Raw genomic sequence first — 12,801 nt, forward strand, 5'->3', positions numbered from 1 at the left:
CCCTCTTAGCGTCCTGCCCTGTGAGCACACACAGCTACCGCTCACGCCGACGGGCTTTCACTGAGATACTCCGAAAGAGGTTAATTGTGAAGCGTACCACCCTGGGCCGTATCGTCGCGCTGCCCGCGGCAGCCGCGCTCACGCTCGGGCTTGCGGCCTGCGGTGCCGCCAACGAGTCGAACGAAGGCGGGGAGGGCAACGAGGGGTCGGGGGGCGTCTCCGGCACGATCTCGGGTGCGGGCTCCAGCGCGCAGGAAGCCGCGATGCAGGCGTGGATCTCCGGTTTCATCCAGAGCAACCCGGACGTCACCGTGAACTACGACCCGATCGGCTCCGGCGGTGGCCGCGAGCAGTTCGTGGACGGCGCCAGTGACTTCGGCGGCACCGATGCCTACCTCGACGAGGAGGAGCTGGCCAAGGCGCAGAAGCGCTGCGGGCAGGTGGTCGAGGTCCCGTTCTACATTTCCCCGATCGCGGTCATCTTCAAGCTGGACGGTGTGGACGAGCTGAACCTGAAGCCCGCCACCCTCGCCAAAATCTTCAACCAGCAGATCACCACCTGGAACGACGAGGCGATCGCCGCGGACAACCCGGGTGTGCAACTGCCGGACACCGCGATCACCCCGGTGAACCGCTCGGACGAGTCTGGCACCACGGAGAACTTCGTCGACTACCTGAAGGCCGCCGCTCCGCAGGACTGGCCGCACGAGGTCAGCGGCGACTGGCCGGTCCCCGGCGGTGAGGCAGCGCAGGGCACCTCGGGTGTGGTGCAGGCCGTGAGCGCCGGTAACGGCACCATCGGCTACGCGGACGCCAGCCGGGCCGGCGACCTGGGCACGGCCAAGATCGGCGTGGGCGAGGAGTTCGTCGCCTACTCCCCGGAGGCCGCCGCCAAGGTGCTGGACGTCTCCACGCGCGCCGAGGGCCGCGGCGAGTACAGCTTCGCCTACGACCTGGCCAGGGACACCACCGAGTCCGGCATCTACCCGATCGTGCTGGTCTCCTACAACATCGCCTGCGCCACCTACGAGGACGCGAACAAGGCCGAGTTGGTGAAGGCGCTGTTCTCCTACATCGTCAGCAAGGAGGGTCAGCAGGCATCGGCCGAAGCCGCGGGCTCCGCGCCGATCTCGGACAAGCTGCGCTCGCGGGTGCAGCCCGCGATCGACGCCATCTCGGCGGGCTGATCACATCCCGAAAACCAACCAACCCCTGGGTGGTCGCCAGTCGTGGCGGCCACCCAGCGGTGCGAACCGGGCCGGTTCGCCGGACACTCGAGATTCGCCGGAGACACGAGAAAGGGAATGAACGTGCCGCCCAGCACAGCTAGTCCGATCCGCGGCCGCGCGCGGCAACGGCCGGGGGATCGAATCTTCTCGGGGATGTCGACCGGGGCGGGCGTGCTGATCCTCGTCGTGCTCGCGGGGGTCGCCACCTTCCTGCTGGTCGAGACGTGGCCCGCGCTGGTCGCGCCAACCGACGAGATCCCCGGTGACAGCGGGCTCGCGGTGTACATCTGGCCGCTGCTGTTCGGAACGCTGCTCTCGGCCCTGTTCGCGCTGCTGCTCGCGGCGCCGCTTGCGGTGGCCGTCGCGCTGTTCATCACGCACTATGCGCCGCGCAGGTTGGCGCAAGGGCTCGGCTACCTCGTCGACCTGCTCGCCGCGGTCCCCAGCATCATCTACGGCCTGTGGGGCGCCAACGTGCTGGCGCCCGCGACGGTACCCACGACCGACTGGCTTTCCGAGAACCTCGGCTTCATCCCGCTGTTCGCCGGGCCGCCCTCGGCGACCGGGCGCACCATGCTGGTCGCGGTACTGGTGCTCACCGTGATGATCCTGCCGATCATCACCGCCGTGATCCGCGAGGCCTTCCTGCAGACCCCCCGGCTGCACGAGGAGGCCTCACTGGCGCTGGGTGCCACCCGCTGGGAGATGATCAAGATGGCGGTGCTGCCGTTCGGCCGCTCCAGCATCATCGGTGCTTCCATGCTGGGGCTGGGTCGAGCACTCGGCGAGACCATGGCGGTGGCGATCGTGCTCTCGGTGTCCGGCGGGATCACCTTCAACCTGATCAGCACCGGCAACCCCTCGACCATCGCGGCCAACATCGCGCTGGAGTTCCCGGAGTCCACCGGGATCGACGTCAACGCCCTCATCGCCTCCGGCCTGGTGCTGTTCGCGGTGACCCTGCTGGTGAACATGGCCGCCCGCGCGGTGATCAACCGACGCCGCGAGTTCTCAGGAGCGAACTGATGAGCACCCCGACCACCTCCCGGAACCAGGGACCGGACCTGGACAAGCCGGTCGGCGGGATCCCGCTCAGCCACGGCACGATCCCCAAGTTCGCCCCGCAGGCCACGTTGCTGGCGGCCGCCGTGCTCGGCCTTGTGCTCAACCTGACCGGGATGAGCATCGGCCTGGCCGCGGTGCTGGTCGCGGTGCTCTACGCGGTGGTCATCTACGCCTGGTCGGCCAGCGTCGAGGGCGGCCGCAAGGGTAAGGACCGGCTGATCACCGCCGTGGTCTACTCCGCCTTCCTGCTCGCGCTGCTGCCGCTGATCTCGGTGGTGGTGACCGTGGTGAGCGAGGGCTTCGCCCGGTTCGACGCGGAGTTCTTCTCCTACTCGATGCGGGGCGTCGTCGGCGAGGGCGGCGGTATCTACCACGCACTCATGGGCACCCTGATCATCACCGCGCTGGCCGCGGTGATCTCCGTGCCGATCGGCATGCTGTGTGCGATCTACCTGGTGGAGTACGGCCGCGGCAAGCTCGCCAAGGCGATCACCTTCTTCGTGGACGTGATGACCGGCATCCCCTCGATCGTGGCCGGCCTGTTCGCCGTCGCGCTGTTCACGTTGTTCTTCGGGCCCGGGGTCCGGATGGGAATCATGGGGTCGATCGCGCTGAGCGTGCTGATGATCCCGGTGGTGGTCCGGTCCACGGAGGAGATGCTCAAGCTGGTCCCGAACGAGCTGCGCGAGGCCGCCTACGCGCTGGCGGTGCCGAAATGGCGGATGATCGTCAAAGTGGTGCTGCCGACCGCGCTCGCCGGGATCGCCACCGGGGTCACCCTGGCCATCGCGCGGGTGATCGGGGAGACGGCGCCGCTGCTGCTCACCGTCGGCATCACCTCCAGCGTCAATCTCAACCCGTTCGACGGCCGGATGGCCACGCTGTCGGTGTTCTCCTACTACGAGTACGTCAGCCCCGGAGTACCGCCGGAACCCTCGCTGGACCGGGCCTGGGCAGCGGCGCTGCTACTCATCATCATTGTGATGGCGTTGAACCTCGTGGCACGTGTCATCTCCCGACTGTTCGCACCCAAGACCCGCGGCTGAGCGCGGAAGATCGGATAGGAAATACAGTGGCCAAGCGCATCGAGGTCAAGGATCTCGACATCTACTACGGTTCGTTCCTCGCCGTGCAGGGCGTGTCGATGACCATCCAGCCACGGTCCATCACCGCGCTGATCGGGCCGTCCGGCTGCGGCAAGTCGACCTTCCTGCGCTCGATCAACCGGATGCACGAGCTGGTCCCGAACGCCCGCGTCGAGGGTCAGATCATGATGGACGGTGAGGACCTCTACGGCCCCACGGTCGATCCGGTCGGGGTGCGCAGGCAGGTCGGCATGGTCTTCCAGCGGCCGAACCCGTTCCCGACCATGTCCATCTACGAGAACGTGGCGGCCGGGCTGCGGCTGAACAACCAGCGGATCAAGAAGGCCGACCTGGACGACCTGGTGGAACGCTCGCTGCGCGCGGCGAACCTCTGGACCGAGGTCAAGGACCGGCTGGCCAAGCCGGGCTCCGGCCTTTCCGGTGGGCAGCAACAGCGGCTGTGCATCGCGCGAGCGGTGGCCGTGCAGCCGGAGGTGCTGCTGATGGACGAGCCCTGCTCGGCCCTGGACCCCATCTCCACCCAGGCCATCGAGGACCTGATGACCGAGCTGCGGTCGGAGTACACGATCGTGATCGTCACGCACAACATGCAGCAGGCGGCCAGGGTCAGCACCACCACCGGCTTCTTCAACCTGCGTGGCGTCGGCCAGCCCGGCGAGCTGGTGGAGATCGACGAGACGACGAAGATCTTCTCCGCGCCGGGCAACAAGGCCACCGAGGACTACATCTCCGGCCGGTTCGGCTGACCGGCCCGGGTTCACCGCTCGTACTGGACGTCCACCTCGTACTCGGTGAACCCGAGCCTCCGGTACACCGCGACCGCGGGGGCGTTGTCTCCCTCGACGTAGAGAATCACCTGGCCGAGCCCGCGCTCCCGCAGGTAGCGCAGCCCGGCCAGGGTCAGCGCCCTGCCCAGCCCACCGCCCTGCGCGCCGGGGTCGACGCCCACCACGTAGACCTCACCCGCGGGCCTGCCGTCGAACCGGTTCGGGTTGGCCGGGTGGATCTTCGTCCAGTGGAAACCGAGGAGCTTGCCGCCGGTGTCCTCGGCGAGGAAGAAACCCGCCGGGTCGAACCAGTCCTGTCCCTCGGTGGCCCGCAGGTCGGCGACGGTCATCCGGCCCTGCTCGGGGTGCCAGTCGAAGGCCCGCGCGTTCACCTCGACCAGTGCCTGCTCATCCTGGCCCGGCACGAAGGGGCGCAGCCGCACCCCAGGGGGCGGGCTCGGCTCCGGCCAGTCGGCGCCGCCCGCGTCGGCGACCCGCAGTACCAGCAGCTCGCGAGCCCTGGTGAACCCGGCATGCTCGGCCAGTCGCACCGCGCCGGGGTGGTCCCCGTGCGCCCACACCCGCAGCCGGTCCCCGGTGCGGTCCACCAGCTCCCGCACCATGGCCGTGCCGGCGCCGCCGCGGCGCCGCCGCGGGTGCACGATCAGTTCGGCGACCTGCCTGCCGAAGGCGTCCCCCGTGGCGTCCAGGTGGGCGCAGCCGACCAGCTCACCGTCGGCGGTGGCCAGCAGGTGGCTGCCGCCGCGGAACTCACCGGGCAGACCCTGCTCCGGCAGTTCCGGCCTGCCGTCGGTGTCCCTGGCCGCCCGCAGCAACGCACGTACCGACTCGGCCGTCTCGCCGTCCAGCTCGTCGACCCACACTGTGTCCATACAACAAGGCTAGCGGCGCGAAGCGCCCCGGTTTGGGTGGTGGTGGGAGACGGGCGGGCAAGGCTAGCGGCGCGAAGCGCCCCGGTTTGGGTGGTGGTGGGAGACGGGCGGGCAAGGCTAGCGGCGCGAAGCGCCCCGGTTTGGGTGGTGGTGGGAGACGGGCGGGCAAGGCTAGCGGCGCGGAGCGCCTAGCTCAGGTGGTGGCGAAGTCGTTCGCCTCGACCTGCTCGGGCACGGCCGGAGCGGGCGCCTTCGCCCCGCCCTTGGCCGGACGCTCGAACTTGTACCCGACGTTGCGCACGGTGCCGATCATCTGCTCGTGCTCGGGGCCGAGCTTGGCGCGCAGCCGCCGGATGTGCACGTCCACCGTGCGGGTGCCGCCGAAGAAGTCGTAGCCCCAGACCTCCTGCAGCAGCTGGGCCCTGGTGAACACCCGGCCCGCATGCTGCGCGAGGTACTTCAGCAGCTCGAACTCCTTGTAGGTCAGCTCGAGCGTGCGCTTGCGCAACCGGGCCGTGTAGGTGGCCTCGTCGATCACCAGGTCACCCACCCGCAGCTCGGTGTCCACCTGGCTGGCCGCGCCGTCCCTGGTGGTGGCCAGCCGCAGTCGGGCGTCCACCTCGGCGGGACCGGCGGTGGGCAGCAGGATGTCGTCCGTACGCCATTCCGAGCTCACCGCGACCAGCCCGCCCTCGCCGATCACGGCGATCACCGGGGTGAGTACCTCGTCGTCCCCGGCACCCTTGAGCAGCCTGCACAGGCTCTTCGCGGACGCGAGGTCGGTCCTGGCGTCCAGCAGGATCAGATCGCGGTGCCCCGCGTCCAGCAACGCGGTGACCTCCGGCGCACGCACGCGTACCGTATGCGGCAGCAAGTCGAGCGCGGGAAGCACCGAGGTGGCGTCTTGTTCCCCAGTCAATACCAGCAGGTCAAGGCTCATCGCCACACCGCCTTGTCAGAGTTTGTCGCCAGCCCTCGCCAGAGGGCCCCGCTCCCGCCTGCTTCGTTGCCTCGGGCACGGCTTCGGTCGGTGCACTGCGCCGGTAGGTACGCGGCTGGTCCGGCGCAGCCCGGACGACCGGGTTGGTCGGGCTACATCCGGTCTCCTTGGTACGTGAGAATAGCCGGTGACCATGCACATGTCGTCCCCATGACATCCGCATCACACCAGCTCGGGCAAGGTGGTGTGGACGCAAGGGCCGATCAGGTGAAAGAACGGACGCGATTGTGAGCAGCACCGTGACCCAGCCCAACCGGCCTGGACCCGCCCCGGGAGGCCGGCGCAGGGGGCGGCGGACCAAGAAGATCGTCATCGTGCTGGTCGTGCTGCTCGGCCTGCTCGTCGGCGCGGATTTCGCGCTGGCCGCGGCGGCCGAGCACACGATCTCGCAGAAGGCGCGGGAGCAGCTCCAGCTCAGTGACGACCCCGCGGTGACGGTGCGCGGATTCCCGTTCAGTGTGCAGGCTCTCTCCGGTGACTACGATCACATCTCGGTGCACGCGACCGGCGTCCCGGTCCAGGACACCCTGCGCGACGTGGAGATCAACGCCGACCTCCTGAACGTGGACGCCCCGCTGTCCGACCTGCTGAACGGCGATGTCGACAGGATCAAGATCGGCACGCTGGAAGGGCAGGTGCGGCTGAAACAGAGCGATATCGCGAGGGTCGACCCGTTGACGAAGATCGAGAACCTGCGGATCGAGCCGTCCACCGAGGAGTACGTGCGCCACGGCGACGAGGCGGGCACCGACTCCGAGGGCACCAAGAAGGACGACAGCGGGGAGACCGAACCGGCCGAGGACGAGTCCTCCGCGGGCATCCGGCTGTCCGGCGAGGTGCAGATCGCCGGCGAGCGGCTCGAGATCTTCGCCTTCGCGATGATCCGGCTGGACGGCAGCACGGTGCACATCACGCCGGAACGCCTGCAGTTCGGGAATGACAAGGAGACCACTGTCGTTCCCCAGGAAGTCCAGGAAGCACTGCTGCCGAACTTCGAGGCGAACATCAACACCGGCAGCCTGCCGTTCACCGTGACGCCGACGGCGATCAAGGTCGAGTCGGGCGCACTGGTGGTGAAGGGCGAGGCCAAGGACGTGACGTTCGCCGGAGTGTCCCAAGCGTCATATTCGACGTCGGGTTATTCAGGTCGGTAGCGTGCGTCACCTGGTACCGCGACCTGCACCGACCTCCCGCATGGGCCTGGCGGCCCGCGGTCGCTGGGTCGGTCCGGAACAACCCTCCAGGGGGTGAGGCGATCATGATCGGGTTGTGGGTGGCCATCGGCACCCTGCTGCTCGGGCTGGCCGCCGGGGCCGCGCTGCACGCGCGGAACGGTCGGGTGACCGCGGCCCGGCAGCCGGAGCGCGAGTTGCCCGGCCCGGTCGCCGAGGCGCTGGGCGCCGAGGACCCGGTCACGCTGGTGCAGTTGTCCACCACGTTCTGCGCCCCCTGCCGGCATGCCAGGGCCGTGCTGTCCACCCTCGCCGAACGGACCGAGGGGCTGCGGCACGTGGACCTGGACATCACCCAGCGTCCCGAGGTGGCCCAGCGGCTCGGCGTGTGGCGCACCCCCACCACGCTCGCGCTGGATCCCGGTGGCCGGGAACTGATGCGGGTGCACGGCGTCCCCCGGTCCGCCGACCTGCTCACCGCCCTCCGCCCCCACCTGCCCTGACCGCCCCTCCCGGGATATGGGAATCGTCTCAGTAAGTGAGCATGGTTCCCACTCTGAGGGAGTATCGGTACCCTGGCACTCGTGGAACGGCTGCCTCTCAACCTGCTCACGCAGCGCCGCGCGGTGGATCTGTGCCGCGTGCGCAGCAGCCTGTGTCGACTCCAGCGGAACGGCCGGTAACAGCGACTCGCAGCCGCTCGACAGCCGGTTCCCGCTCTCGCGTCCCCTCCGCGTCCTCCCTTGCCGAGCCAAGGAGCTGACATGTCCGGACCAGCAGTCGACCCCCGCGGCCCGCGCTTCGCGGCCGTACTGACCTCGGTTGTGCTCGTCGTCGTGCTGCTCACCGGCTGGTGGCCGCTGCTCGCGGCGCAGGCGGTGGTGTTCGCGATCGGGGCGTTCGTCGGGCTGAAACCGGCGCCGTACTCGGTGCTCTACCGCGCGCTCATCGCACCCCGTTTGCGACCGACCACCGAACGCGAGGACCCCGCCCCGTTGCGGTTCGCCCAGGCGGTCGGGTTCGTCTTCGCGCTGGTGGGCACGATCGGTTACGCGGCGGGCCTGACCTGGCTCGGCGTTGTCGCCACCGCGTTCGCGCTGTTCGCCGCGTTCCTCAACGCCGCGTTCAACTTCTGCCTCGGCTGCGAGATGTACCTGCTGATCCGCAGGTTCGTGCCGCGGGCGGGAGCCCAACCGTCCTGATCCATGTCAACCCACCCAAGAAGAAAGTGAGTGCCGCTCAATGAGCCGTGAAGACGTCCTGGTCACTACCCAGTGGGCAGAGGAGAATCTGGACACCCCCGGCGTGGTGTTCGCCGAGGTCGACGAGGACACCACCGCGTACGACGGTGGCCACATCCGCGGCGCGGTGAAGATCGACTGGAAGAACGACCTGCAGGACCCGGTCCGCCGCGACTTCGTGGACAGGGACGGCTTCGCCAAGCTGCTGTCGGAAAAGGGCATCGGCAACGACGACCGGGTGATCCTCTACGGCGGCAACAACAACTGGTTCGCCGCGTACGCGTACTGGTACTTCAAGCTGTACGGGCACGACAAGGTGCAGCTGCTGGACGGCGGCAGGAAGAAGTGGGAACTGGACGGCCGTGAGCTGACCACCGACGAGGTCAAGCGCGAGCCGACGAACTACGTCGCCAAGGACCCGGACACCGCGATCCGCGCCTTCCGCGACGAGGTGGTCGACGCGATCAACACCAAGAACCTGGTGGACGTGCGGTCCCCGGACGAGTTCAGCGGCAAGCTGCTCGCCCCCGCGCACCTGCCGCAGGAGTCCGCGCAGCGCGCCGGGCACATCCCGAGCGCGGTGAACGTGCCGTGGGCGAAGACGGCGAACGAGGACGGCACCTTCAAGACCGCCGAGGAGCTGAAGGAGCTGTACGCCGAGGCCGGGCTGGACACCGGCAAGGCGACCATCGCCTACTGCCGGATCGGCGAGCGCTCCAGCCACACCTGGTTCGCGCTGCACGAGCTGCTCGGGCTGACGGATGTGAAGAACTACGACGGTTCGTGGACGGAATACGGCTCGCTGGTCGGCGTGCCGATCGAGATTGGAGCCAAGTGATGAGCGACGGTTGCGGCGCGCCTGCGCAGACGGCGACCCCTTCGGATGTGGACACCGGCGGCCAGGTGGTCGTCGCGGGCAAGGTGACCGGTGCCGCGGGCCCGCTCGGCGGCGCCTACGTGCGGCTGCTCAACGCGGACGGTGACTTCGCGGGTGAGGTACAGGCCTCCGCGGAGGGCGACTTCCGGTTCTACGCCGCGCCCGGCACCTGGACCGTGCGCGCGCTGCACGCCTCCGGCAACGGCGAGGCCTCGGTGACCGCCGAGGGCGCGGGACTGCACCAGGTGGAGATCCCGGTGGCCAGGGCCGCCTGACGGACGACCGCGCGAAGGGCCCGTGGGCAAGCCGCCTGCGGGTCCTTCGCGTGTCCGGTGACCATGCTCACCCGACTATGGGTTGGGCCACCAGTTGCCCCCTGCGCCCGGCCGGACCGTTCCGAGGGAGCTATCCTGCAGCGCGTGGAGATTGTGTTTACTACCCTGCTGGTCCTGGCCATCCTTGGCGTGACCTGGTTCGGCGGCTACGTCGTCTACCGGCTGTACTCGGACCAGCGCTGAGTATGTCCACCGATGGCAACGAGGCGATCGAGGCGGCCGCGGAGCGCGCGAAGCAGACCGCGGGCCGCAACATCCCGCAGCTGGAGGACCTGCCGGTCCCCGGCGACACGGCGAACCTGCGGGAGGGTCCCGACCTGAACGAGGCCTGCGTCGCGCTGCTGCCGCTGGTCGGCGTCTGGCGCGGCGAGGGTGAGATCAACTACCCGACCATCGAGGGGCCGGTCCGCTTCGCCCAGCAGCTCACCATCGCGCACGACGGCAGGCCGTTCCTGATCCACGAGGCCCGGTCCTGGCTGCTGGATGACGAGGGCAACGTGATCCGGCCCGCGGCGCGGGAGGCCGGCTGGTGGCGGCCGCAGGCCGACCACAGCATCGAACTGCTGCTCGCGCACTCCAGCGGCATCATCGAGCTGTTCTACGGCAAGCCACGCGGCCAGGGGTCATGGGAGCTCGGCACGGACGCCGTGGTGCGCTCGGCCAGCGCCAAGGAGGTGACCGGCGCGCAGCGGCTGTACGGCCTGGTGAACAGCGGGGACCTCGGCTACGTCGAGGAACGTGCGATGGTCGGCCAGCCGATGCAGCCACACGTCTCCGCGTACCTGCGCCGCGTGGTCGGCTAGCCCCTCGGCAACCGGAAACGCCCTGAACGTGGCGTTCGCGACGTCAGACGTCTCAATAGTGCCGTTCGCGGCGTTGAACGCCCGGAAAGCCACGTTCACCGCACTGCCGGGAGGGGTTCCGTTGCGGGCGGCCTAGCGGTACACCTGCTCGTAGGCCTCGGCCAGCTCGGCGTGCGGCTCGGTGGAGTCCGGCAGTACGGCTCCGTCCAGGGTGTGCACCCTGGTCAGCTTGCGCACCGAGGAGGCGAGGAACACCCCGTCCGCGGCGGGCAGGTCCGTCACCCGCAGCGGCTCGATCTTGGTGGTCCAGCCGGCCCGCTCGGCACCGCGGAACACCGCGGCCTGGGTGGTCCCCGGCAGGATGCCGATGCTCGGCGGCGGGGTGTACAAGGTCCGGCCGCGGGCGAGCAGCACCGTCGATGTCGGCCCCTCCAGCACCGAGCCGTCGCCCGCGGTGAACACCACATCCGCGGCGCCCCGGCGGGCGGCCTCCCGCACTGCGGCCATGTTGATGCCGTAGGAGAGCGATTTCGCACCCAGCAGCAGCCAGGGTGCCCGCTCGGCCAGCCCGGGTTCGATGCCCCGCTCCAGGGTGACCGCCGCGATGCCCTTCTCCCGTGCCTCGAGCACCTTCGGGTCGATCTCCATGCCGAGCGCGAACCCGGTCGGCTCGGCCGCCGGGTCACCCTCCCGGCCGCGGGTGTAGACCAGCTTCAGCGCGAAGTCGCCCGAACCGGGCCAGTTGTCGATCACCTGCCGGGTGAGCCGTTCCCAGGCCGCGCCGTCCGGCTCCGGCAGGTCCAGCATCGAGGCCGAGCGGGCGAGCCGGTCGAGGTGCGGCCCGAGCTCCCGCGGTTTCCGTTCCGCGACCAGCACGGTCTCGAAGATGCCGTCACCTCGCAGCAGGCCGAGATCATCCACCGTGATGTGGGCGGCATCGGGGTCGGCGAGAGTCCCGTCCAGGAAGGCAAGCACGCGCATGCCCTCACCGTACTCACCTACGATTGGAGGTATGACTGTGAACTCCGCGCTGCTCGACCTGCCCCGCGCGGTCGCCGCCCCCGAGGGTCATCCGGAGGTCGGTGTGCCGTGGCACTGGGGGGACCCGTTCGCCGAGCAACGCACGGCCGCCCGCGCGGCGGTGGTGGTGGACCGATCGCACCGGGAGGTGCTCGCGGTCTCCGGCGAGGAGCGGCTCTCCTGGCTACATCTGGTGATCTCCCAGCACGTCACCGGGCTGCCGGACGGTGCGGGCACCGAGGCGCTGGTGCTGGACAGCCAGGGCCGGATCGACACGCACATGGTGCTGGCCCACCTGGACGGCGCCGTGTACCTGGACTCCTACCCCGGTGCGCAGGCCACCAGCGCGCTGCCGCAGGGCGGGAAACAGAGCCTGCTCGAGTACCTCGATGCGATGAGGTTCTGGGCGAAGGTGGACATCCGGGACCGTACCGGGGAGCTGGCGGTGCTGAGCCTGCTCGGGCCGGAGGTGCCAGGGGTGCTCGCCGGGCTGGACATCGAACTCGGCGAGGCGCCCTACGACGTGGCCGCACTGCCCGGCGGCCTGGCCAGGCGGATGCCATGGCCCGGGCCGCACGCCGTTGACCTGCTGGTGCCGAGGGCCGAGCTGGCCGAATGGTGGCGCCGGATCACCGCGGCCGGCGCTCACCCCGCGGGCAGCTGGGCCTTCGACGCGCTGCGGGTGGAGTCGCTGCGCCCGCGGTTCGGGGTGGACACCGACGAGCGCGCGATCCCGCACGAGGTCGGTTGGATCGGCTCGGCGGCACATGTGGCCAAGGGCTGCTACCGCGGGCAGGAGACGGTGGCCAAGGTGCACAACGTGGGCCGCCCGCCCCGGCACCTGGTGCTGCTGCACCTGGACGGCTCGCCGGAGATCACCCCGGAGACCGGGGACCCGGTACTGCGCGGGGAGAAGGAGATCGGCCGGGTGGGCAGCGTGATCCAGCACCACGAGCTGGGACCGATCGCGCTGGCACTGGTGAAACGCACCACGCCCGCGGACGCCGAGCTACTGGCCGGCGCCGAGGACCGGGTGGTGCAGGCCGCCATCGACCCGGACTCCGTCCCCGAGGAGGGTGAAGCGCCGGGCCGCGAAGCGGTGAAGGGTCTACGCGGGTGACGGAACGTCCGAGAACCGCTGGAACCTGCGGTGCCGGGCGGAAGAACGCGCGTGGTGGAGCCACGAGCGGGGAGGCGGGGCGAGTTACCTGCGGAGGTGACGGCCGTGACCGGAGTCCGAGCCCCGCCCGCCCGTCCGCTGCCAACGATCGTGTCGCGCGTTTCCCAGACGAA

Annotated in this window: 14 protein-coding genes; 11 read left to right on the forward strand and 3 right to left on the reverse strand. The window is 69.7% G+C overall.

Annotation, left to right across the window (positions count from 1 at the left end; translation table 11 throughout):
• Nucleotides 1-86 precede the first annotated feature (86 nt).
• From pstS to pstB, 4 genes are all read left to right on the forward strand, one after another.
• Nucleotides 87-1,187, forward strand: a complete 1,101-nt coding sequence (pstS, locus tag FB471_RS16300) for a phosphate ABC transporter substrate-binding protein PstS (RefSeq protein ID WP_141999292.1) — start codon at nucleotides 87-89, stop codon at nucleotides 1,185-1,187.
• Between the two features lie 117 nt (nucleotides 1,188-1,304).
• Nucleotides 1,305-2,255 (forward strand): phosphate ABC transporter permease subunit PstC, encoded by a 951-nt coding sequence (gene pstC, locus FB471_RS16305; protein WP_141999294.1) that lies wholly within the window; start codon nucleotides 1,305-1,307, stop codon nucleotides 2,253-2,255.
• Nucleotides 2,255-3,340: a phosphate ABC transporter permease PstA gene (gene pstA / locus FB471_RS16310; RefSeq protein WP_141999296.1), complete on the forward strand. Its 1,086-nt coding sequence runs from the start codon at nucleotides 2,255-2,257 to the stop codon at nucleotides 3,338-3,340. Before pstC ends, pstA begins: the two co-directional genes overlap by 1 nt.
• A 26-nt stretch (nucleotides 3,341-3,366) precedes the next feature.
• Complete coding sequence (gene pstB / locus FB471_RS16315; RefSeq protein WP_141999298.1) at nucleotides 3,367-4,146, forward strand: phosphate ABC transporter ATP-binding protein PstB; 780 nt, start codon at nucleotides 3,367-3,369, stop codon at nucleotides 4,144-4,146.
• Nucleotides 4,147-4,157: 11 nt separating this feature from the next.
• Here the strand turns inward: pstB and mshD are convergent, their stop codons facing one another.
• Nucleotides 4,158-5,060, reverse strand: a complete 903-nt coding sequence (mshD, locus tag FB471_RS16320) for a mycothiol synthase (protein ID WP_141999300.1) — start codon at nucleotides 5,058-5,060, stop codon at nucleotides 4,158-4,160.
• A 193-nt stretch (nucleotides 5,061-5,253) separates the two neighbouring features.
• Complete coding sequence (locus tag FB471_RS16325; RefSeq protein WP_141999302.1) at nucleotides 5,254-6,000, reverse strand: response regulator transcription factor; 747 nt, start codon at nucleotides 5,998-6,000, stop codon at nucleotides 5,254-5,256.
• 299 nt (nucleotides 6,001-6,299) lie between these two features.
• Here FB471_RS16325 and FB471_RS16330 point away from each other — a divergent pair, with 299 nt between their 5' ends.
• The 6 genes from FB471_RS16330 to FB471_RS16355 all read left to right on the forward strand — a co-directional run bounded on the left by FB471_RS16330 (nucleotide 6,300) and on the right by FB471_RS16355 (nucleotide 10,488).
• The gene (locus FB471_RS16330) at nucleotides 6,300-7,214 is read left to right on the forward strand and encodes an LmeA family phospholipid-binding protein (RefSeq protein ID WP_246076724.1); all 915 of its coding nucleotides are present in this window, start codon (nucleotides 6,300-6,302) and stop codon (nucleotides 7,212-7,214) included.
• 104 nt (nucleotides 7,215-7,318) lie between these two features.
• A complete protein-coding gene (locus FB471_RS16335; protein WP_141999306.1) occupies nucleotides 7,319-7,735 on the forward strand; it encodes a TlpA family protein disulfide reductase in 417 nt (138 codons plus the stop codon).
• A 261-nt stretch (nucleotides 7,736-7,996) separates the two neighbouring features.
• On the forward strand, nucleotides 7,997-8,434 hold the full coding sequence (locus tag FB471_RS16340) for a DUF4395 domain-containing protein (RefSeq protein ID WP_141999308.1): 438 nt from the start codon (nucleotides 7,997-7,999) through the stop codon (nucleotides 8,432-8,434).
• 40 nt (nucleotides 8,435-8,474) lie between these two features.
• Complete coding sequence (locus tag FB471_RS16345) at nucleotides 8,475-9,311, forward strand: sulfurtransferase (RefSeq protein ID WP_141999310.1); 837 nt, start codon at nucleotides 8,475-8,477, stop codon at nucleotides 9,309-9,311.
• Complete coding sequence (locus FB471_RS16350; RefSeq protein ID WP_141999312.1) at nucleotides 9,311-9,625, forward strand: DUF1416 domain-containing protein; 315 nt, start codon at nucleotides 9,311-9,313, stop codon at nucleotides 9,623-9,625. Before FB471_RS16345 ends, FB471_RS16350 begins: the two co-directional genes overlap by 1 nt.
• Before the next feature lie 245 nt (nucleotides 9,626-9,870).
• On the forward strand, nucleotides 9,871-10,488 hold the full coding sequence (locus FB471_RS16355) for a heme-binding beta-barrel domain-containing protein (RefSeq protein ID WP_141999314.1): 618 nt from the start codon (nucleotides 9,871-9,873) through the stop codon (nucleotides 10,486-10,488).
• Between the two features lie 132 nt (nucleotides 10,489-10,620).
• Here FB471_RS16355 and FB471_RS16360 read toward each other — a convergent pair whose 3' ends face one another.
• Nucleotides 10,621-11,469 (reverse strand): aminodeoxychorismate lyase, encoded by an 849-nt coding sequence (locus FB471_RS16360; RefSeq protein ID WP_141999315.1) that lies wholly within the window; start codon nucleotides 11,467-11,469, stop codon nucleotides 10,621-10,623.
• Nucleotides 11,470-11,500: 31 nt separating this feature from the next.
• Between FB471_RS16360 and ygfZ the strand changes: the two genes are divergently transcribed.
• Nucleotides 11,501-12,628: a CAF17-like 4Fe-4S cluster assembly/insertion protein YgfZ gene (gene ygfZ, locus FB471_RS16365; protein ID WP_141999316.1), complete on the forward strand. Its 1,128-nt coding sequence runs from the start codon at nucleotides 11,501-11,503 to the stop codon at nucleotides 12,626-12,628.
• Nucleotides 12,629-12,801: the final 173 nt, after the last annotated feature.

The organism is Amycolatopsis cihanbeyliensis (genome assembly GCF_006715045.1).
Classification (GTDB): domain Bacteria; phylum Actinomycetota; class Actinomycetes; order Mycobacteriales; family Pseudonocardiaceae; genus Amycolatopsis; species Amycolatopsis cihanbeyliensis.

What these genes read in the sequence shown, in the direction of transcription:
- FB471_RS16355 (WP_141999314.1), top strand. Translation starts at nt 9,871, where the DNA reads ATGTCCACCGATGGCAACGAGGCGATCGAGGCGGCCGCGGAGCGCGCG.
- FB471_RS16325 (WP_141999302.1), bottom strand. Translation starts at nt 6,000, where the DNA reads ATGAGCCTTGACCTGCTGGTATTGACTGGGGAACAAGACGCCACCTCG.
- pstC (WP_141999294.1), top strand. Translation starts at nt 1,305, where the DNA reads ATGAACGTGCCGCCCAGCACAGCTAGTCCGATCCGCGGCCGCGCGCGG.
- FB471_RS16340 (WP_141999308.1), top strand. Translation starts at nt 7,997, where the DNA reads ATGTCCGGACCAGCAGTCGACCCCCGCGGCCCGCGCTTCGCGGCCGTA.
- FB471_RS16335 (WP_141999306.1), top strand. Translation starts at nt 7,319, where the DNA reads ATGATCGGGTTGTGGGTGGCCATCGGCACCCTGCTGCTCGGGCTGGCC.
- FB471_RS16345 (WP_141999310.1), top strand. Translation starts at nt 8,475, where the DNA reads ATGAGCCGTGAAGACGTCCTGGTCACTACCCAGTGGGCAGAGGAGAAT.
- FB471_RS16350 (WP_141999312.1), top strand. Translation starts at nt 9,311, where the DNA reads ATGAGCGACGGTTGCGGCGCGCCTGCGCAGACGGCGACCCCTTCGGAT.
- ygfZ (WP_141999316.1), top strand. Translation starts at nt 11,501, where the DNA reads ATGACTGTGAACTCCGCGCTGCTCGACCTGCCCCGCGCGGTCGCCGCC.
- pstA (WP_141999296.1), top strand. Translation starts at nt 2,255, where the DNA reads ATGAGCACCCCGACCACCTCCCGGAACCAGGGACCGGACCTGGACAAG.
- mshD (WP_141999300.1), bottom strand. Translation starts at nt 5,060, where the DNA reads ATGGACACAGTGTGGGTCGACGAGCTGGACGGCGAGACGGCCGAGTCG.
- FB471_RS16360 (WP_141999315.1), bottom strand. Translation starts at nt 11,469, where the DNA reads ATGCGCGTGCTTGCCTTCCTGGACGGGACTCTCGCCGACCCCGATGCC.